The organism is Scytonema sp. PCC 10023, from assembly GCF_963920835.1.
Lineage (GTDB): Bacteria > Cyanobacteriota > Cyanobacteriia > Cyanobacteriales > Nostocaceae > Kalymmatonema.
Genome location: NZ_CAWUDP010000025.1, coordinates 65,142 through 85,845 on the forward strand (window position 1 = coordinate 65,142; position 20,704 = coordinate 85,845).

Genomic DNA, 20,704 nt, shown 5'->3' on the forward strand with positions numbered 1-20,704 from the left:
AGCCTTGGTTTTCGGCATTAACTTAATTATACAACACAAGCTCTGTGAAAAACTTTCTTAAATTCCCAAACTTTGACTAAGTTTAGCAAAGTTTTTGACTATTTAATTATCCTCCCCATCCTGTCTTACGACTGAGGATGGGGCAACTCCTACGTCGCCTTGAAAAAATTTCCTGCTTCATTGGTCATTACTCCAGATACCCTAAGTCGGAAAACATACAGCAACATCCACGCGCTTATTCCTCCACAGGCAGTTTAGATTTTATTTTTTGGAAGTCCGCTTTGCTTTTTCAATTTGGGAATAATAAACCCAGAAGACGTGAGGATGGACTATTGGGGCAAGAACGTGCATACTGGCTAGCTTGGTCGCAAATTTCTGGGGTTGGTCCAGTTTTACTACAACGGTTGCAGCAGCATTTTGGTACACTGGCAGCAGCTTGGGAAGCTAAGCCTGCCCAGTTGGGAAAAGTAGAAGGTTTTGGTTTTCAGACTCTGCAAAAGGTCGTGCAACAACGTTCCCGTCTGCAACCTGAACAATTTCTTGTGCAACACCAAGAGCAAAACCCGAATTTCTGGACACCAGCAGATGCAGACTATCCCCGGTTACTGCTGGAAATTCCCAGTCCACCGCCGATTGTCTACTATCGTGGTGAAGTAGACTTGCAAGAAAATCTTGGACAAAAACAACTCGTTGGAATTGTAGGTACACGCCAACCTTCGGAGTATGGTATTCGTTGGACTCGCCAAATTAGTACGGCTTTGGCTAAAAATGGGTTCACTGTAGTTTCTGGCTTAGCAGAGGGAATAGATACTGAAAGTCACACCGCTACGATGAAAGCTGGAGGACGCACGATCGCAGTTTTAGGTACTGGCGTAGATGTCGTATATCCATCCAAAAATCGAGAACTGTACAAGCAGATTTTGACGGCTGGGTTGGTTGTAAGTGAGTATCCAGCGAAAACGCCACCCGATCGTACGCACTTCCCTCGTCGCAACAGAATTATCGCAGGTTTGAGCCGTGCTGTTCTGGTGATGGAAGCACCGATAAAATCGGGTGCTTTGATTACCGCAAGTTACGCAAATGATTTTGGGCGAGATGTCTATGTCCTACCAGGAAGACTGGATGATTACCCATCTCAAGGGTGTTTAAAATTACTCAGCCAAGGGGCTGCTCCCATTCTCAAGGAATTAGACGAACTGTTAAAAATGCTGGGAGCAATACCACAACTCGATTCTGTTGAAGCATCGCCGTCATTACAACAGCAGTTACCGTTGCCAATATTATCACCAGAACTCCAACGGGTTATGGATGCGATCGCTTCAGAATCTTTACCGTTTGATTTTATTGTCCAACAAACGGGGATGAGTGCGGGTGAAGTTTCCAGCGCTTTGTTGCAGTTGGAACTCATGGGTTTAGTTTCCCAATTGCCAGGGATGCGGTATCAGAGAAGTTAAAAAATAAAAGGCAAAAGATACTGTTTATTTTTAACAGTTACCAGTTATCAGTTATCAAGTACCCGCAGTATCAGTTTTATCGTTGGGGGAAACACCACACCAATTGGACCGAAAGCGTTGGTGGCGGGTTTAAATCCCCCACCATACGCACTGCGGCTGGTACTGCGGCTGGTACTGTTTTAACTTTGTTAAGGTTTGACTTTTGTTGATATCAATTTATTCATCTGATTAATGAAGCCCAAAAAATCTAAAAACCCATTAATATCATGTCCGGTTGAATAATTACATTAAATCTGGCGCTAAGGCGAGCCAGCGCTGCAGGAGGTGAGACCAGCGCTGCAGGAGAGTCTCCCGCTCTCACGGCGACTGGCGTGCCTCAATAGCGGAGGAGCTTCGCTAACGTCGAAGACGTGCCGAAGGCATACCCGAAGGGGTTTCCCGCAGCAGGCGACTGGCGTCGCAAAGAAAGACGCAAAATTTTTTAATAACTAATTAAGCGGACTTAGAAACCTTGAAACTTTGGGCAAGGCTTGGATTTATTTGCCTAAAATATTTGGACGAATCTGGTTGTTATTGTCATAGTCCTACAGACTATAATTATGCTCCATGCATGAGAACAAAATAAAGTACGGCAATCACTTTAGTTGAGGTAGACGTATAAATATCTTCGGTATTTGGGAGCCTGATACATATGCATGATTACGCACTAATGCTTGGAACGCGCTCATACCCAAACCTACTTACAGCTAATGAATTGGCAAGCTCAAAAAGCACAACAGCACCTGAGTCAAACAGGAGTTTTGACAGTAATTGTTCAAGACAACGCCTCCGTTCAATGGATTCAACTGAAGAAATCCTCTTTTATTACTTGAAACTTAGGATCCCCTCAAATGAACAAAAAATTAGGCAAAATACTTCTCGCTAATGATGCTTCAACTTTAAGTAACCTCGGATTTGAAAAATCTCCTGACGCGGCAATTTTTGCAAAAAATATTGCTAATTGGTTCACGGGCGGTCGTCCAGGCAAGTTTCATTCTTACTTGAACCCGGATTTAGCAGAATCTGAATCGGCTTTAGCAGAGACAATGACTAAAGCTGGTCATATATGGACTGTGGGATATGATATCCCAGAAAATGTGGATGCGATTTTTACACATGAAACAACTATTTATGACGATATACTCAGAGATTTGGTTAGCGCCGGAGGGAACGTTTACTTAGCTGCCGAGACTGAAGATGAGGACTATGCTTCAGGGTATAACTTTAACTGGTTTCTTTGGGAAGTTGGTTTACAGTTTAAAGAGGGCTATAACGGAATTTCAGGAAATCAACCAATTAATAGCCAGCATCCGATTTTTGCTGGAGTTAAATCTCTCTATCAACGCAATGGCAGTTCGATTATAGATTTCCAACCTGACGAGCAAGCCAATCAAATTCTCGTTTCCAGTCCTGATGGAGAAGGGCTATATGCAATACTCGATCTCTCAAATGCGACACCTAACGTCAGGATAAACAGGATTTTTTCGGACGGAAGTGTTGAATCCACTTCTGCGGACGAATATATCGCTATTGTCAACGAGGGACTGGTTGACATAGATATATCGGGCTGGAAAATTCAAAGCATAAATCGCAATCAAGAATTCTCTTTTCCCATGGGGACAGTATTGAAAAAAGGAGATGAGTGTCGAGTTTATACTAACGAGGTGCATCCCGAGTCAGGCGGCTTTTCTTTCGGTAGCAAACGCTCTGTTTGGAATAACAAAGCCGATGAGGGAAGGCTCTATGATGATCGGGGAAATTTGATGTCTAGCTATGCTTATACTGAGCAAAGTCAAAAGTTATCTAATCTGACAAAATCCCTTGGCTATGACAATCTGATCCTAGAGGCAGATCTAGAAGCGATTAAGGCACAAAAAGCTTTAGGCGGTCAGGTAACTTTTGAGGAAGCATTGAACAGAGCATACGATAGCTTTGAAGGTGACAACAGAGAAGAAGGCTCGGCTGTAGATGCGATCGCTGCTAATGCTGCTGCTGTGGGTGTGCCATACGCCTATTTTAATGGCGATCATGTACCCTCGTCTTACCACTATATGCGAAAACCCACCACTAAAATTACCCTGTGTACGCAACAGACACCGATGCTCCCAACAAAAGGGGAAAGCATAGAAGCTAACTGGATATTTATGTTACAAATTCCTGAACTCAACACAGTACATTGGGCTATTATCGACCGGTCAGGCGAAAAAGAAGACTACAACTACGGTCGCAAATTGTCCTGATATAGAGGCATTCGCTTGCAGATGAACCGAAGAAATCGCTCGATGTCACTGCGGTTAATAAAGCAGGGGGTCAAACAAACTGTTAACTGGGGCGTTCATCCAGATTACCTAGAACACCGATTCAGTATTCAGAATTGTGACGAAAAAACCGAGTTTCTTCTAGAGCGCCGGTACAGTAATAATAGTTGACAAAAAAGAGATAATATGAGGGGAGAAACCAGGAATAACAAAGAACTAGATAAAGCGATCGTTAACGAGGAGGGTTTAAGAAACTTGTTGGGAAAAAGCTGGAGCAGACATACGTGCAATTACATGGACATTATGTATAACTGCTACACGGCGTAAGTCAAATAAGTTCTTGCTAGCGCCAAGATAACGAGCACGATTACCTTGCCATTGACCCAGATGAGCCGTAGAAGGACGGCTTATGTCCTCGCTAGTTCAAAACCCCGACTTTGTTGAGGTGATTTCTGTCTACTATGGCAAAACCCACACAATCAAAATTTTGTCAATGCGTAAGTCCTAATTCAGATGATGGAACTTGAAGCACTTGAAGCCAAAACATCTGGACGTATTAGAGTCCGAAGTGCAGGACAACGATCCAATACATCGGTGTAAAGAAGTAATTCTGTTATGGTCAAAGTGGGAAGATATGGGTTTGTACATCTTCTTTCTACCCAAATATTGTTCTGAGATGAATCCAATTGAATTGGAGTGGCAACACCTCAAAAAAGATGAACTAGCCTCGAAAACTTTTGAGGATGAGTTAGACGCAAGCTTTATGCTGTCATTGATGGGATTCAAAGAAGAGGAGAAAAGGGAAACTACAGTACACAACGTTTAAGAAGAACGCAGAACACAGAACGCAGTAATCAGAATATCCCCACGGATGAAATCCGGGGGATTTAAGAATGGAAAAATTTTCTTTTTCTCCACAAATAAATTCGGGGGCGCGCCTACCAATACCCACCGAAGCTGAACTCTTGATTTATTACGAGAAAACGCGTTTAATATTCTGACGAATGAGTTCTGACGGATGATTCTTTCTTGGTCAAATTTAACTCTAATTCTTCTGCTTAACCCTTTGTTACATACTTATAAATTTTCTCGCCGACTTACTTATGTACTTTTGAAGTGGTAATCTATGACTCCCCGTAAGCCATCCCATTAGCCTCGGCATAACGATGCATAAAGCGCATGAATCTTTCCCAATGGTCATCCTGCTCAATTTCAAATTTGCACTCTACACGCTGCAATTCATCGCCTTCTGCACCCCCAAAAATGAATTGTGTGGAAGAAGGAGTGACGCGAATTTCACCTTCCTCATCAGTTAAAAGCATGGAATTTAAAGATTGTTTGGTGAAGCTGTTAAATTTTTCCAAAGCTTTCAATTGATTGAATCTCATCAAGACAATGCGCTTTCCAGAACTAGGGTTACCTCGCAAGCTGACGTTGCTGAGTTCTTCAAAAATGCCAGCAAAAAATTGGATTGAGGGTGTAGTAGATGTCATGAAGCAGGAAAATTTAGCGTTGGTAAGGATAATAATACTGCGGATTCATCACCGGGGGCTGAACGGGAGACTGATAAGTATTGTTGGGTACAGTGCTTCCCATGCCGTTGTTAGGTAAAGGCGGAGTCATGATTGGGGATTGATAACCAGTTGTCGGCATTGTTCTTCCCATATTGTTAGGTATATTGTTAGGTATATTGTTAGGTAAAGGCGGACTCATGACTGGAGACTGATAACCAGTTGTGGGCATTGTGCTGCCTGTAGTGCCTGGTATGGCAGCAGGTTGGCTAAACTGTTGGTAAGCAGCACGAGAAATTGAGCCAATGAGTTTTTCGGCGCGGGAGTCGTTATTAGGGCGTTGTACCATAACAGCGAGTATGTAACGCTTGCTAGTAGGCATATCAACCACACCCGCATCTGCTAGTGTTGTCCCAATATCACCTGTTTTATGGGCAATGGTTGCACCTGGTCCTAAACCGGTTGGCAGGAGATGATTTCTTACAGTGCGGCGCATAATATCCAGCATGCGATCGCGTGATGACATACTCACCAAATTACCTTTACTCACCATCGCCATCAAATTCCCTAACTCCTTGGGACTGGTGGTGTTTGTCCCTTGCAAATCGGGAAGTGGACTGCGAATTGCAGTGGTTGTCAAACCCCAACTCTGGAAACGCTGATTCAGCACTTCCATACCACCCAAGCGAGCAATCAGCATATTTGTGGCTGTGTTGTCGCTCACTGTCATCATCTTAGTTGCTACTTCCATTGCTGTGAACTGGGTTCCCACTGGTTTGTACCGCATATCCCCAGAACCGCCTACCATCATTTCTTTCTGCATGGTGAGTGTTTCATCTAGGCGAATGTTACCAGCATCTACATCTTGGAAAAAAGCAACTAGAATCGGAATTTTAATCGTGCTTGCAGCAGAAAAACTAGAGGAGCCATTCACATCCACATAACTGCCATTGTCCAAATCTACCAAGAAAACTCCTGGTGTGAGATTGGGGTTTGCCGCTGCCAAATTTTGTATAACAGTTTTTAAAGAAGAAATTTCCTGAGTTAACAATAACCTAGGAGCTACTGGGGGATTTTGGGTAGGTTGTGGTTGTGCTTCTTGCCCGATAGTTGTCTCAGGTGATGTTGCTTCTGGTGTGGCGATGCGAGTAGCAGGATCTAATACTGATAACACAGTGCCTACAATTGCGCCGATACCAACTCCCACAATTAACAACCGTAGCCCATACAAAAATGTTCTTGCCATCGGCTTTAACCGCGTTTTTCGGGTTGGAATGGTTTTTCTGGGTAACGGCTGCTTCCGCGCCCCCACATTCTTGAACTGTGGTGTCTTTGGGTTATACGGTGGAATTCTCCCTTTTGCCGTAGCGATTGGTTTGACTGTTTGGGCTGCTACCCTGGTTCGTGTCGGTATTGCAAGGGTGAGAGGGGGAATAGATTTTATACGTGTAGGCGTTGTTGGTTTATGCGAGGCTCGTTGCTGCTGTTTTGGCACTTCAACTTTATTTTGCCCCTGCTTTTGGACTTTGCGCTTAACCTGCTGACCGTTGGCGGGTTGACGCCGCGAAACAGTTTTTATAATGGTTCTGGTTGGCATAAAAAACAATGGTGATATAAGTGTATAATCTAAAACATATTTCTCAAGGCTTCACCTTAGGGGCGGAGGTAGTTTCTTATCAAATGTTTATAGGGATTGAATTGTTTTTTTCGTGCCGACTCCCTAACTACAATTCAAAGTGACTTTTAAAGCTCCTTGTTACTCAAATCAATTTCTGCTTACCAATAACATTTTGTGTTTAGTTTAAGCGATAATCAAAGGCTTTGGTACGATGACTGGATACATGGTAACCGATGAGTCAAAAGTCTTTACGATTGTTCCGGTTCTCAAGCGCCCATTCTACCTGGCGTAAAATACCTCGCAACATACCAACTTCCTTAGTTTGTAGCTGAGCGCGATTGTACAACTGCCGGAATTTTTCCATCCTGCTGGCTGCTGTATGAGGATAAAGGTACCCAATCTCGAGCAGTAGCGATTCTAGCTGCTGGTAGTATTCTTCCAAGACATCCAAAGGTGCAGGCTCACTAGAAGACGCCTGGAGGGAAGAAGTCCCCGTGTCCTCTTCAATCTTTGCGTCACTTTGTGCGAGTTCATAACAGCAAATTCCCACAGCACTCGCCAGATTCAGCGATGGATAGCTGGAACTGGTAGGAATGCGAATAAATCGTTGAGCATAATTTAATTCTTCATTACTCAATCCCCGGTCTTCTCTACCAAAAATGAGCGCGGCGGGTTGTTCTGGTTTCTCCAGTAACCAGGGTAGTGCTGTGCGGGGGTTTTCTAGGGGGGAATCCCAGTTACGAACACGAGCTGTCGTGGCGATCGCTCGCGTACATCCTTGCAATGCTTCTGGCAATGTCGCCACTGATACCGCCGATTCTAAAATATCTTTGGCATGGACTGCCATTTGCAACGCTTCTGGTGAAAGCGGATCGCACTGAGGATTAACTAACACCAGATGATTGAACCCAAAATTTTTCATCACCCGTGCGATCGACCCTACATTCATTGGACCTGCTGGTTCTACTAAGATAATTCTCACCCCAGTCAATGCCATTTACTGCCCCTCCGAATTTCTTCACTGCTACTTAAATAATTCTCCTGCTTGTTGCAAGACTTGTTTATAGAGGGTGGTACTAACCCAATATTGAGCAACATCAATCATGGCATTAAAGAGGGGTTGGAAACGGATGATAATTTGCCCAAACACAGCATAAAAGAAAATTTACAGAGTTTGCTGCAGGTTAAACTATGGTGCTATTTTCTGGTGCAGATGTTGGTTATCATATCCAAAAATTAAGATGCCACTGTACATGCCAATGAAAATATCCCAGAAACTTTGGTTTCATAAAGCATTTAGGATGACTGTGATTGTACTGCTCGTGCTGGCGGTGTCCCTAGTGGGGCTTGCAACCTACAGTGTGAGGCAATCATTTCCCATAGAAAGTGGCACAATTCAAATACCTGGGCTGAGATCTGAAGTGAAAGTCGATCGCCATAGCTGGGGAATTCCGCACATTTACGCTACGAACTCCCACGATCTGTTTATGGCACAGGGTTACGTCCACGCGCAAGACCGCTTTTGGCAAATGGACTTTTGGCGACACATTGGCTCTGGACGACTGGCAGAAATGTTTGGTCCCTCCCAAGTCGAGACAGATAAATATCTGCGGACAATGGGTTGGGCAAGGGTGGCGCAGCAAGAAATCAATCAACTGGATACACAGATGAAGGCAAACCTGGAAGCTTACGCTGATGGTGTAAATGCCTATCTACGGCAGCGGCAAGGTGTTTCACTAAGTTTAGAATATGGGGTGCTGCAATTCCTCAATCCTGGTTATAAACCAGAACCTTGGCAACCGCTCCATTCTCTCACGTGGGGCAAGGTGATGGCTTACGATCTCGGCACGAACCTTGATCATGAAATTGAACGTACTCTCTTGCTCAAAACCCTGTCTCCTACAGAGGTAGAAGAACTTTTCCCACCTTATCCTGAAGACCTACCAACGATTTTACCTGAATTTAAAGTAGGTAAAACAGAGGGTACAGTAGATGTCTCCCCAACCGTTCCTGCTCCCGTGCCTGTTGCAGACACTATCACCTCTGCCTTAGAGTCAATCACCAAGCCAATGGCTGCTTTAGAACAACTGCTAGGTTCTACTGGAATAGGCATTGGTTCAAACAGCTGGGTGATATCAGGTCAGCGTACGACAACAGGCAAACCTATTTTGGCGAATGACCCTCATTTGGCTGTACAAATGCCTTCTATCTGGTATGAAGTTGGTCTGCATTGTACACCAAAGGGTACAGATTGTCCATACAACGTGACAGGTTTTTCCTTTGCTGGAATGTTGGGGGTGATTGTCGGTCAGAGCGATCGCATTGCCTGGGGCGTCACCAATGCCCTACCAGATGTCATGGATTTATACATCGAGAAAATCAACCCAGAAAACCCCAATCAATATGAGGTTAACGGCAAATGGGTAGATATGCAACTCGTGAAAGAGACGATTCAAGTTGCCGGGAGTGAGCCGATAGTGCAAACAGTGCGCTACACCCGACATGGTCCGGTACTCTCCGATATTTCTCCTAAGCTGAAGCAGTTCAAACCAACTGAGGGGGTGGAACTGCCGCAAAACTATGCCGTTGCCCTCCGCTGGACAGCCCTAGAACCGTGCCGACTCGTTCACGCGATTCCCCTAATGAATCGCGCTCAAAACTGGCAAGAGTTCCGCGCTGCTGCGAAAAATTTTGACGTACCTGCCCAGAACCTGGTTTATGGTGATACAAATGGTAATATTGGCTACCAAATGCCTGGTAAAATCCCTGTTCGGGCAAAGGGGAATGGGCGGTATCCCGTTCCTGGGTGGACGGACGAATATGAATGGCGTGGCTATATTGACTTTGACCAGTTGCCAAGAAGTTTTAATCCACCTCAAGGTTATATTGCTACCGCAAACAATTTGGTAACTAAGGACTATCCCTACCTAATGACCACTGATTGGGTGTATGGTTACCGGGCACAGCGCATTGTTCAGATGATTGAACAACAAACTCAGCCAATTTCCCTTGCCGATGTGCAGCGAATACAAGGCGACAATCGGAATCTGAATGCACAAACGCTAGTGCCATTGTTGCAATCTCTCTCATTGAATACTCCCCGCTTGCAAGCAGCCCAGAAACTGCTGCTTGACTGGGATTTGCAGCTAGGAATGGAATCGCCTGCTGCGGCACTGTTTGAAGTGTTCTGGAAGCACTTACTCGCAGATACCTTTCATGATGAGTTGCCAAAAGAGTACTTTCCCGATGGAGGCGATCGCTGGTATGCTGTGATAAATAATCTGGTCAAACAACCCACTAGCTCCTGGTGGGACAACCACAACACCCCTACAGTGGAAAACCGCGACCAAATTCTGCGGCAAGCCTACACCGAAGCCGTGGATGAGCTGGAACGCCTTCAAAGTAAAAACCCGAAAAACTGGAACTGGGGCAAACTGCACACTATCACCTTTCGCAATGCCACCTTGGGTAAGTCTGGAGTTGCTCCTATTGAAGCTCTCTTTAACCGTGGTTCCTTTCCCACTGCTGGCAATGGAGAAACCATTAATGCTAATCGTTGGAAGGCAAACCAATCTTTCGAGGTGACCGATATTCCTTCTCTACGAATGATTGTAGATTTAGGAAATCCAGACAATTCACTAGCTATTCACACTCCTGGACAGTCAGGTCATGCCTTTCACACTCATTACACAGATATGGTTGACTTTTGGCGCAAGATTCAATATCATGCAATGTGGCAACACAACAAGGTCACAACTCACCCTGGTGAGACACTTAAGCTGATTCCGATTCATACAAATTGAACTCCTCAAAAGCTAAAGCTCTAAGGAGTCTTGAGGTGGAATTTCCCTTTTGAGATTTTTGCAAGTTATACTGGTTTGCAATTGGGTAAGGTACACCAAAGAAATAATGAACCACAGATAGACACAGATGGACACGAAATTTATCTGTACTTCATTCAATTGAGTTGCGCTATAGCTGTAAAGATCAGCAACAGATAGCTACCTATTGTTCAACCCTCCATTCAAGTTTCCTGGCGCGGGCAGAATTCCTGTGTTAGGGTTTTGGGGTGTAGGTGGTAACCCTCCATTCGAGCTTCCTGGTGTGAGAAAAGTTCCACCAGGGCTCACTGTACTGCTATTGGTGTTAATGCGCGTCCCATCCCGGTAATAGTAAGTGGTAGTGCCGTTGCCATTATTAATTGTTGTGGCAGGATAAATCGCACTTCCATTTGGTTTGTTAATGACACCATTCGGATAGATGCGCGTCCCAATAGGATAATTGGGAATGTTACCCACGCCCGGACTGGAAGTGGAATTACTTTGTGCTTCAGCTTCTTGAGGCGATAAAAAACTGATTCCCAATGCTGTCACAGCAACTATCAAAAGCTTGAAGACTTTTGCGCGATGATATGAGGACAGCTTGTCTATCGAAAAAAGCTTATTCATGAGTATTCTCCTTAAAACGAATCTCCCACTTACTAATTGATAACGGTTGTTAGTCCCGTCATCCTCAGTTAGGTACTCCTCAAAGCTTACTTTTACGAGTGTTTACGTTGTGGGAGACTCCGTAGTAAAAACCGCAAAGGTTTCTATATCTATATCTATGATAGAAAACTGTTAGGGAATTTCACTCAATAACACAAAGACGCAAAGTTCTTCTTAGCGCCTTTGCAACGCCAGTCGCCTGCGGAGGAGACAGTACTGAAGGCGGGTCTCCCAACCTAGGTAACTGTCGTTGGAAACCCTCCTGCAGCGCTGGCTCGTCTTTGCGCGAAATATTATCTATTGTGCTTGACCTCAAACCATCTCTGAGGGTGCTTGCATCACTGGCTGAGGCTGGGGCTGGAACATGAACAAGGAGTAAACCACATCTCGGCGGATGTTGACCATCATATCCAAGAAAAGTTCATAACCTTCGCTCTTGTACTCAATCAATGGGTCTTTTTGACCGTAACCCCGCAATCCCACGGATTCGCGTAAGGCATCCATCTGTTGCAGGTGTTCCCGCCAGAGGGTATCAATCCGCTGCAAGATAAAGAACCGTTCAGCTTGGCGCATTAATCCGGCTTGAATTTGGTCAATTTGGGCTTCTTTGAGGTCGTAAGCAATCCGCACTTGTTCGTGGAGGAAGGCTTTAATCTCGCCAACTGACATATCTTCTAATTGATTCGGCTGTAAATCTGCCAATAGATAGACGAATTCCTTGACTTTATCAACTAACTTGTCTAATTCCCACTCTTCCGAAGGCAAGTCTGGGTTGATGTAGAAATCAACGATCTCATCCATCGTTTTTTCGGCGTACTTGATGACTTGTTCTTTGAGGTCTTGCCCTTCTAGCACGCGACGACGTTCGGCGTAGATAGCACGGCGCTGGTTGTTCATGACCTCGTCGTACTCAAACACCTGCTTACGGATGTCGTAGTAGTAGGTTTCGACTTTTTTCTGTGCGCCTTCCAAACTGCGGGTGAGCATTCCGGATTCGATGGGCATATCTTCTTCGACTTGGAAGGCATCCATGAGCCGTGCGACGCGGTCGCCACCAAAAATCCGCAACAAGTTATCTTCTAAGCTGAGGAAAAATCTTGTCGAACCGGGGTCTCCTTGGCGTCCTGCGCGTCCCCGCAACTGGTTGTCAATCCGTCGCGACTCGTGGCGTTCTGTACCAATCACGTGCAACCCGCCTAATTCGACGACCTCATCGTGTTCGCGACTGGTGAACTGTTCGTACTCCTGCTTAATACGCTTGTAAGCTTCCCGCAATTTCTGGATCACCGGGTCGTTCGTGGGAGCTTTTTCTGCTGCCACAGCGACTTTGTCTTCTGCTTCCAGTTCTGTTAAGCTGCGATCGCCATACTCCCGCACAGCAATTTCCACCGCTTCTTTAAGGAGTTTCTCAGTTTCTTTGGTAAGCTGAGTCGGGAAAACCTGTGGCGAAGCTTTCCAAGTTTTCACTTTCTTACCAGGGACAAAGCCTTGACCTCCGCCAGTGCTGGGAGACGGTAATCCAGCAGCCCTATGAATGCCAAACGTATCATCATCTTCCGGCTTCACAATCCGAGGCATCAAGTATTCCCGCAGCTTCAGACGTGACATATACTCGGCATTACCACCCAAGATAATGTCAGTACCTCTACCCGCCATATTTGTCGCAATTGTTACAGCACCTCTGCGTCCGGCTTGTGCGACAATCTCCGCTTCGCGTTCCACGTTCTCTGGTCTGGCATTAAGCAGTTCGTGGGGAATCTCCATCTGTCTGAGCAACTGACTGAGATATTCCGATTTTTCCACGCTTGTCGTTCCTACCAGCACGGGTCTGCCTATTGTGTGCATTTCCGCACATTCTTTAGCAATTGCCCCCCACTTGCCCGCTTCTGTCTTAAAGACCATATCAGACAAGTCTTGGCGTCTTCTGGTTCTGTTGGTGGGAATTACCGTAACTTCCCGTTTGTAAATTTTTTCCAACTCCACTTCTTCCGTTTTTGCCGTTCCGGTCATACCACCGAGTTTGGGATACAGCAAAAACAGGTTTTGGTAGGTAATTGTCGCCAAAGTTTGAGTTTCCGGCTGAATTTCTACTTGTTCTTTTGCTTCAATTGCCTGGTGTAGTCCATCGCTCCAACGCCGTCCTGGCAAGACTCTACCAGTAAACTCATCTACGATGACGACTTCCCCGTTACGGACAATATACTTTACGTCTTTAAGGAACAGTTCTTTTGCCTTAATTGCGTTAAAAACAAAGTGCGCCCAAGGGTCTTCTGGGTCAAATAAATCTTTGACTCCCAAAAGCTGTTCTGCTTCAGCAAAGCCTTCATCCGTCAGCAGCACGTTATGAGCTTTTTCATCAACTTCGTAATGCTCTTCTTTTTGCAGCGCTATTGCGATTTCAGCAGCTTTTAAGTATTTTTCCGTTGGTCTTTCTACCTGTCCGGAAATAATCAGCGGGGTTCGTGCCTCGTCAACTAAGATAGAGTCTACCTCGTCAATCACACAGTAATTGAACGGGCGTTGCACGACGTCTTTAATGTCTGTTGCCATGTTATCGCGCAGGTAGTCAAAGCCCACCTCGCTGTTGGTGACATAAGTAATGTCACAGTTGTAGTTTTTCTGGCGTTCAGTGGGCGTCATGCTTTGCTGAATCAGCCCTACAGTTAATCCCAAGAAGCGATGCACCTGTCCCATCCATTCCGCGTCCCGACGAGCCAGGTAATCGTTTACAGTGATGACGTGTACGCCTTTTCCGGTAAGGGCATTCAAATAACTCGGTAAGGTAGCAACCAAAGTTTTCCCTTCACCAGTTTTCATTTCGGCAATTTGCCCTGAGTGCAGGATGACACCGCCTAAAAGTTGAACATCAAAGTGCCGCAACCCTAACACTCGCCGTCCTGCTTCCCGTACTACAGCAAACGCTTCGCTTAAGATATCATCCAGAGTTTCGCCTTTCTTCAGACGCTGTTTAAACTCTGTTGTTTTGCCCTTTAGCTCATCATCCGAAAGGGCTTTTATTTCTTCCTCTAGAAGGTTAATTTCTGTAATGTAAGGTTGGTATTTCTTAAGTTTACGAGCGTTGGGATCGCCCAACAAGGTCTTTAGCATGGCAGATTATACAGAATTAAGGGGGATGGGAATTATAAGGATTGCGATTGATTATAAACTCTTAACCCAACCAAACGGCAGGAGCGCACACTCGGGGAAACCCGCCTAAGGCGCTGGCTTTGCTACGCGCTACCTCGCCTTTGTTGTTTTGGATGGGTAATACATAAGGATTTGCTAAAAAACAGCAGCAGTACAAGTTAATCAGCTTACTAAATGATTGGTTTTAATTTTGAGCTTACAGCGCTTATTCTATGATTAGACCACAAATCGTAGGTAGGGCTAAAGCCCAGAAAACCCTATGTGATACACATTTGAGATAATGGTGAGCAATGCCCACCTTACACGAAACCGCTGTAAATTTAAACTATTTTAATAGTATCATTTTGCCTCCTAATGAAGCAGAGAAGCCCGACTAAGCAGAAGTAGCGATCGCCCAACAAGGAGATGAGGGAGTGAGGGAGTGAGGGAGTGAGGGAGATGAGGGAGATGAGGGAGATGAGGGAGTGGGGGAGTGAGGGAGAGATTCTTAATGCGGCGTGAATTGATTTGTCTTCGTCACTCGATTACTGCGAGTTCTCCCACTCCGGAGTCAGGCGACGAAAGTTAAAGTCCGCAGCACTGGGATGACAGCTCACACAGCTGCCAATCTCCACAGGGTTGGGTAGTTTGACTTTGGGATGCAAAGCTTTGAAATACCGGGAACTATTGACACGATATGGTGTTTGTTCGTCTTGTAGTTGGACACGGGAAAAAGCTGTAATATACCTCCATACTAAAATCCGTGGCGGATCGACCAAAGGCTTTAACTGTGCGCCGTAATGTTGTGTGTCTTCCAGGAGATTTTTCCAAGTTTGGGTAGGCAAAACAGCAGGTGGTAGGGCAATGTGACAAGTGGAGCAGTTTTCTATATACACTTCTTGTCCAAGCTGGTATTGTGCAGGCACTACGTCAACAGTCCCTACCTCTGAAGGAGTTGCCCCTTGGGCATGAGTTGCCAAGGCTAACAGCCATCCCATAGCTAAACTCCAACCCAAAATCACCAAAAGCAAACCAATGGGCTTTCGCTTGAGTTTTCGGTTACGAGATTGGCGCTTAAGCTTAACAATATTTGACATTCATCACACTCACAAACTTTGCAGATCGCGCTTCTTGCACATCTTATGACATAGATGGCGTCTGTCTTGTTTCAAAATGTTTGTTTGGAATGCCTTTTTGCCGACTGAAGCCTTATTTGCGTTTGGTAGTGAAAACAGTGGTGAACATCATGAGGAAGCCGCCTAAGACAATAGCGATCGCCACTCCCCCTGTGATTAAGTCAAGCGTATTGTTATCCATAATTGAAAAGAACTCAGAATACAGGACTCAGAATACAGAATAACCCCATGCCATAAGGTAAGGGGTTTCAACAAGAAAATTCTTTTTTTTTATCCTAGAGATTTATCCGCGCTCTTGCAACCTCGACTCTCCACGCAGTCCTATAGAAAACATTGCTCCCGTTGTGAGTTGTGAGTTCTTTGTTTGTTATTTTAAAAATCTACCCCTTGCTTGAGTTCTACACCATGATTGGCGTAGTGCTTGTGGCAGTAAACTTCAGAGTGAACGCTAGCCAAGTCAAAGTATGCTGGCTGATTTTGGCAGCGACCAGTGATAATAACTTCAGTATCGCGGGGTTTGCGGAGTAAAGCTTGAACAATCGGTTCGACTGGTAGGAGTTCCAAGTCAACTGTGGGATTAAGCTCATCAAGGATAATGGTCTTGTACAATCCGGAGGCGATCGCAGTCTTAGCAATTTCCCAACCGCGTTCTGCTTCCAAGTAGTCCATTTCTTGACGGGAGTTGCGCCAGACTATGGCATCTCGTCCACAGCGTTGATGGTCTACCACTTCTGGATATGACTGCTGTAAAGCAGCGATCGCAGCATCTTCAGTGTAGCCTGTGCCACCTTTTAGCCACTGCATAATCAATACACGAGTTGACCCAGGATGATTGATTCCTCGACCAATTGCTTTTAACGCCTTACCCAAAGCACTCGTAGATTTACCTTTGCCAGCACCTGTGTAAATTTCTATACCTTGTATCCCTTGTGCTTTTGCTGTTGGGTGGACATGAGGTTTCATTTCGGAGTGTAAATCGGCAATATCTAGCAACTGTTGTGGCGCTGCGCGTCCAGTCGCAATGATTTCTAGCTCCTGTGGTTTGGATTTGAGCGTCCGTACGACTTCATCGACTCCAAGCAAACCTAAATCTAAAACAGGGTTAATTTCATCTAAGACGACAACTGAATACAAACCCGAGGCTAGCGCACCTTTAGCCACATCCCAACCTCGCGCTGCTTCAGCCCGATCATAAACCGTAATTTCGTCTGCTCCAAAATATTCTGCTCTGCCCGTGCGAACTTGGTCGATAAGATGGGGAAAACCGCGTTGCAAGGCGGTAATCGCCCCATCCTCGTCATAATCTCGTTCTGGTCCTTTTAAGAACCGCAACAACAAAACACGGTTAGAATTGTTGGCAGTATTTATCCCTAAACCAATAGATCGCAAAACAACTCCTAAAGCTGCTTGTGACTTGCCTTTCCCGGAGCCATCATAAACGTGAATTTGACCAGTAAGCCGTGAGGATCGCAATTGAGCCGTGCGAATACCGATGCCGTTCCTTGTCATATGAATGAAAGCTGTAACGTGGCAGTCTTTCATCTTACCCAAGGTTTTGCACTCTTGGGTGTAGGGTGCACAGCAGCCAGTCCCGTGCGCAGAGAAGTCCTGTTCAAAGCAGCGTCTCCGTTAGGAGAGGAGGGTTTCCGTTTCATTGAAGGACTGAAAAACTGCGGTGCCTCATTACAAGTTAACGGGTTCTAAGCCTCGTCTTGACGGAAAAATCGCCTAAATGTTATTTTTTATACATAAAAACCATCTTTCATAAGGCGATTTTTCCGGAGGCTGGCAGATTTTTCTAGGTTTTTACCCAACCCCGATTTAGGGAAGTGGCGTTGCGGGGTGTAGGGATTCTTCACACCCCACACCTGACAAGGTATGGAGATATATGAAGAAAAGCAACAAAAGCAACAACGAAATACTAAAACAAAAACATGGTAAAAGACTGGAAGAATGAGATAATTGCCCGCAGCACGCTCAATATTACGGTTATACTCTCTTAAAGTTACACCTTAGCGATGACTTGTTTATGTTTGAAATTCCTGAACTTCCACTTCCCCGCATTTTTCCCCTTGGAGCAATTTTGTTTAATTTTTTGTTTTTACTAGTAGCAATTCCTCTAGAAGCGTATGTCTTAAATACAAGGCTAAAATTTGACAAAAAGACGAGTGCTTTTTATGCCGTATCTATCAATCTTTTTTCCAATGTCATTGGTTGGCTCATATTTTTCTTTGTAGATCCAGTGTTGCCGGCACAAATAAAATCAGAATTAATCAACTTTATTTTTTTCAATCGTTTACAAGCCCCAAATATACAAACATTAATCATCTTAACGGCTTTTATAATTTTCTTTGGGACTTTTTTAGTTAAGTATTTTTTGTTGAGAATCTTGTTATTGTTATTAAGCGAACTCAAAAAAGCTGAACCGCAACCTCAACCAATTCAACAACGGCGTAATTCCCGTCGTGCTTTGAAGAGTAAATGGCAAAATACCAATGTAGTAACCACAATACTTATAGGAAATGCACTTAGCTATAGTTTGATAGCAATCATCTTATTTATTCGCTCGGTTAATACGTAAAAAAGTATCCAATTTTATGGATTGTATTTTCGATTATATTTCAATAATTTTCAGCAATAATTCAAGGAGAGAATATGCAAATATTGAGAGATGTTTTTGGTTTATTTGGAATTATTGAAGACGTTTACGAGCGAATAAAAAAGATATTTATCCCGCCGAGAGCGTACTCCTGGCAGACTTTAATTTATCTCAGTATTTTTTCTTGGTTAATGTCATCTCTTGCCACAGGTCCTATCAAAGATATAATTGCATTTGGCGGCTGGTTATTTTTAATTTTTGGTACTGCTTGGTATACGACAGACAATCCGTTACTCATTCCTGGTACCAATATGCCAATAGGGTCAGTGATCACTGGGTTCTTAGTCAGTGTTTTTGCCTTTGGTAATCAAGAAGATGTTTTTACACCAAGAACAATTGTTCTCTGGCCAACAATTTCGGCAGTCATTACTGCAATTCCAGAATTTTTTGAAGGAACTGGTACAGAAGCAAAAACTCAACTTCCAAAGATAGAAGACCGCCAAAAAATCATTATGTTACTTGGCAGTTGTATGGTAATCAGTTGCTGGTTACAATTCTATTTTGTGACAGATAATTGGATAAATGAATATCCCAGCCTGCTAGTAGATAATTATCAGGACAGTGCCTTTGTTGTCAAAACACAACCTACTGACAAAATTCCGAGAAACGGCGTTGTAATTTTAGATAAACTGACTTCGCAAGTGGAAGCACAAATAGCTGGACAACCCTGGTCGCAAGTAGAGCAGTGGTTAATCGATGCTAGACAAAGAGTGGGCAACTTAGGCAGGCAAGTTATACAAACAAACTTGGCAGAATATGAAGAAAGGTCTTTATGGGGCGTTGAACCGCGTATATATGGTGTCAAGGACGGATATAAACTGGATTTACTAAGTATCTGGAAGGGTCCTAGTTCCAATCCCCGTGGATATTACCTAGTAAAATCCTGTCGAGTTGATCCGGTGATAGAGTCTGGAAGCAGTTCGAGTCAAACAACCAGGAAAGCGGAGCAGAGAAATACAATCGCCGAAATTGAGTGCGAAAGAAAAACTTCATTTTTTGCAGGTTCACCACCACCGCAGCAGTGAAGAGATGAGGGAGTGAGGGAGTGAGGGAGTGAGGGAGTGAGGGGGATGAGGGTTCCGGAGGGTTCCGGAGGGTTCCGGAGGGAGATGGAGGTAAAGAGCGAAGCGAGTATTGGGGAGAAGAACTGTAACAAAATTCCTTATCACCTCTTGTCATTTCTTCTGTGATGAGTAGAGAATAATGTGTAGTTTCGAGAAGAAAACTACGAATAGAACTGATTTCGGAAATGACAATCAGTATTGGAGATGCAGCCAAAGAGCTAGGCGTCTCAGTCATAACTTTAAGGAGGTAACGCAAAGGTGCTGTTAGGTTTCAAGACAGAATTGAAACTGAACAACCAACAGCGTACAGCATTGATAAAGCATTGTGGTGTAGCACGTCATGCCTGGAACTGGGGACTAGCTTTGACAAAGCAAATACTTGCTCATAACAAAGCGAATCCCGATTCTAAAATCAAATTCCCTACTGCCATTGATCTACATAAATGGTTAGTCGCACTTGTGAAATCTGAAAATGAATGGTATTACGAGTGCAGCAAGTCCACACCACAACAAGCATTGATGGCTTTACGAGAAGCCTGGAAGCGTTGTTTTAACAAAAGTGCTGGCGTTCCTAAGTTCAAGAAAAAAGGTAAGCGTGACTCTTTCACATTGGAAGGTACGGTCAAAATATTAGGGAACAACAAAATTCAAGTACCTGTTATTGGTGTTCTAAGAACTTATGAACGCTTGCCACAGGTATTAATTAAGTCTTGCAGTATCAGTTGCCAAGCTGATAGATGGTTTATCAGCTTTCGATTTGATATAGGACAACAGGACTTAAGTAAGACAAGCGTTGTAGGTGTTGATCTCGGCGTTAAGAACCTTGCCACATTGTCTACTGGTGAGGTAATAGCTGGAGCTAAATCCTACAAAAAGTACGAGGCGAGACTTTCTAGAATGCAGTGGTTGAACCGTCATAAAATCATCGGTTCAAACAACTGGAGAAAAGCACAAATGGCAGTAGCTCGCCTCCATAGGAAGATTGCCAACATCCGTAAAGATACGTTACACAAGCTCACGACATTACTGGCTAAGAACCACGGCACAGTAGTCATTGAGGATTTAAACGTGTCTGGAATGATGGCTAACCATAAACTGGCTAAGACAATCGCTGATATGGGATTTTATGAGTTTCGCCGTCAACTAACCTACAAGTGCGAGCTATATGGTTCAAAGCTAGTTGTGGTTGACCGATGGTTCCCGTCCAGCAAAACTTGCTCTAACTGTGGAACCAAAAAAGAAACACTCACCTTGGATGAGCGACTTTTCAAGTGCGACCACTGCGGATTCAGCTTAGACAGAGACTTGAACGCCGCAATTAATTTGAAGCGAAGCGGTTCCTCTTAGGAACT

General features: G+C 44.5%; 15 protein-coding genes. 8 read left to right on the plus strand and 7 right to left on the minus strand.

Going from position 1 to position 20,704, the window contains the following annotated elements; translation table 11 throughout:
* Positions 1 to 332: 332 nt before the first annotated feature.
* From dprA to ACM0OZ_RS17000, 4 genes are all read left to right on the plus strand, one after another.
* Positions 333 to 1,454, plus strand: a complete 1,122-nt coding sequence (gene dprA / locus ACM0OZ_RS16985) for a DNA-processing protein DprA (RefSeq protein WP_414583989.1) — start codon at positions 333 to 335, stop codon at positions 1,452 to 1,454.
* A 749-nt stretch (positions 1,455 to 2,203) separates the two neighbouring features.
* On the plus strand, positions 2,204 to 2,326 hold the full coding sequence (locus tag ACM0OZ_RS16990) for a hypothetical protein (RefSeq protein WP_414583991.1): 123 nt from the start codon (positions 2,204 to 2,206) through the stop codon (positions 2,324 to 2,326).
* 18 nt (positions 2,327 to 2,344) lie between these two features.
* A complete protein-coding gene (locus ACM0OZ_RS16995) occupies positions 2,345 to 3,733 on the plus strand; it encodes a lamin tail domain-containing protein (RefSeq protein ID WP_414583992.1) in 1,389 nt (462 codons plus the stop codon).
* A 550-nt stretch (positions 3,734 to 4,283) separates the two neighbouring features.
* A complete protein-coding gene (locus ACM0OZ_RS17000) occupies positions 4,284 to 4,577 on the plus strand; it encodes a transposase (protein ID WP_414583993.1) in 294 nt (97 codons plus the stop codon).
* Positions 4,578 to 4,875: 298 nt separating this feature from the next.
* Here ACM0OZ_RS17000 and psb28 read toward each other — a convergent pair whose 3' ends face one another.
* The 3 genes from psb28 to ACM0OZ_RS17015 all read right to left on the minus strand — a co-directional run bounded on the left by psb28 (position 4,876) and on the right by ACM0OZ_RS17015 (position 7,877).
* Complete coding sequence (gene psb28 / locus ACM0OZ_RS17005; protein WP_414583994.1) at positions 4,876 to 5,244, minus strand: photosystem II reaction center protein Psb28; 369 nt, start codon at positions 5,242 to 5,244, stop codon at positions 4,876 to 4,878.
* A 13-nt stretch (positions 5,245 to 5,257) separates the two neighbouring features.
* Positions 5,258 to 6,859, minus strand: coding sequence for a serine hydrolase (locus ACM0OZ_RS17010; protein ID WP_414583996.1), 1,602 nt, complete (start codon positions 6,857 to 6,859; stop codon positions 5,258 to 5,260).
* A 259-nt stretch (positions 6,860 to 7,118) separates the two neighbouring features.
* Complete coding sequence (locus ACM0OZ_RS17015) at positions 7,119 to 7,877, minus strand: RNA methyltransferase (protein WP_414583997.1); 759 nt, start codon at positions 7,875 to 7,877, stop codon at positions 7,119 to 7,121.
* Positions 7,878 to 8,139: 262 nt separating this feature from the next.
* Between ACM0OZ_RS17015 and ACM0OZ_RS17020 the strand changes: the two genes are divergently transcribed.
* Complete coding sequence (locus ACM0OZ_RS17020; RefSeq protein WP_414583998.1) at positions 8,140 to 10,683, plus strand: penicillin acylase family protein; 2,544 nt, start codon at positions 8,140 to 8,142, stop codon at positions 10,681 to 10,683.
* A gap of 198 nt (positions 10,684 to 10,881) precedes the next feature.
* On the opposite strand, the gene ACM0OZ_RS17025 is transcribed toward ACM0OZ_RS17020, so the two are convergent.
* The 4 genes from ACM0OZ_RS17025 to ACM0OZ_RS17040 all read right to left on the minus strand — a co-directional run bounded on the left by ACM0OZ_RS17025 (position 10,882) and on the right by ACM0OZ_RS17040 (position 17,138).
* On the minus strand, positions 10,882 to 11,328 hold the full coding sequence (locus ACM0OZ_RS17025; protein WP_414583999.1) for a hypothetical protein: 447 nt from the start codon (positions 11,326 to 11,328) through the stop codon (positions 10,882 to 10,884).
* 351 nt (positions 11,329 to 11,679) lie between these two features.
* Positions 11,680 to 14,475: a preprotein translocase subunit SecA gene (gene secA, locus ACM0OZ_RS17030; RefSeq protein WP_414584000.1), complete on the minus strand. Its 2,796-nt coding sequence runs from the start codon at positions 14,473 to 14,475 to the stop codon at positions 11,680 to 11,682.
* Between the two features lie 563 nt (positions 14,476 to 15,038).
* Positions 15,039 to 15,590 carry a cytochrome C gene (locus tag ACM0OZ_RS17035; protein WP_414584001.1) on the minus strand — a complete coding sequence of 184 codons (552 nt, stop codon included), beginning with the start codon at positions 15,588 to 15,590 and terminating at the stop codon, positions 15,039 to 15,041.
* 411 nt (positions 15,591 to 16,001) lie between these two features.
* Positions 16,002 to 17,138, minus strand: coding sequence for a cob(I)yrinic acid a,c-diamide adenosyltransferase (locus ACM0OZ_RS17040; protein WP_414584030.1), 1,137 nt, complete (start codon positions 17,136 to 17,138; stop codon positions 16,002 to 16,004).
* A gap of 520 nt (positions 17,139 to 17,658) precedes the next feature.
* Between ACM0OZ_RS17040 and fraC the strand changes: the two genes are divergently transcribed.
* The 3 genes from fraC to ACM0OZ_RS17055 all read left to right on the plus strand — a co-directional run bounded on the left by fraC (position 17,659) and on the right by ACM0OZ_RS17055 (position 20,699).
* Positions 17,659 to 18,210, plus strand: a complete 552-nt coding sequence (gene fraC / locus ACM0OZ_RS17045; RefSeq protein ID WP_414584002.1) for a filament integrity protein FraC — start codon at positions 17,659 to 17,661, stop codon at positions 18,208 to 18,210.
* 74 nt (positions 18,211 to 18,284) lie between these two features.
* Complete coding sequence (fraD, locus tag ACM0OZ_RS17050; protein ID WP_414584003.1) at positions 18,285 to 19,313, plus strand: septal junction protein FraD; 1,029 nt, start codon at positions 18,285 to 18,287, stop codon at positions 19,311 to 19,313.
* A 297-nt stretch (positions 19,314 to 19,610) separates the two neighbouring features.
* Positions 19,611 to 20,699 (plus strand): RNA-guided endonuclease InsQ/TnpB family protein, encoded by a 1,089-nt coding sequence (locus ACM0OZ_RS17055; RefSeq protein WP_414584004.1) that lies wholly within the window; start codon positions 19,611 to 19,613, stop codon positions 20,697 to 20,699.
* The last annotated feature ends 5 nt before the right edge of the window (positions 20,700 to 20,704 follow it).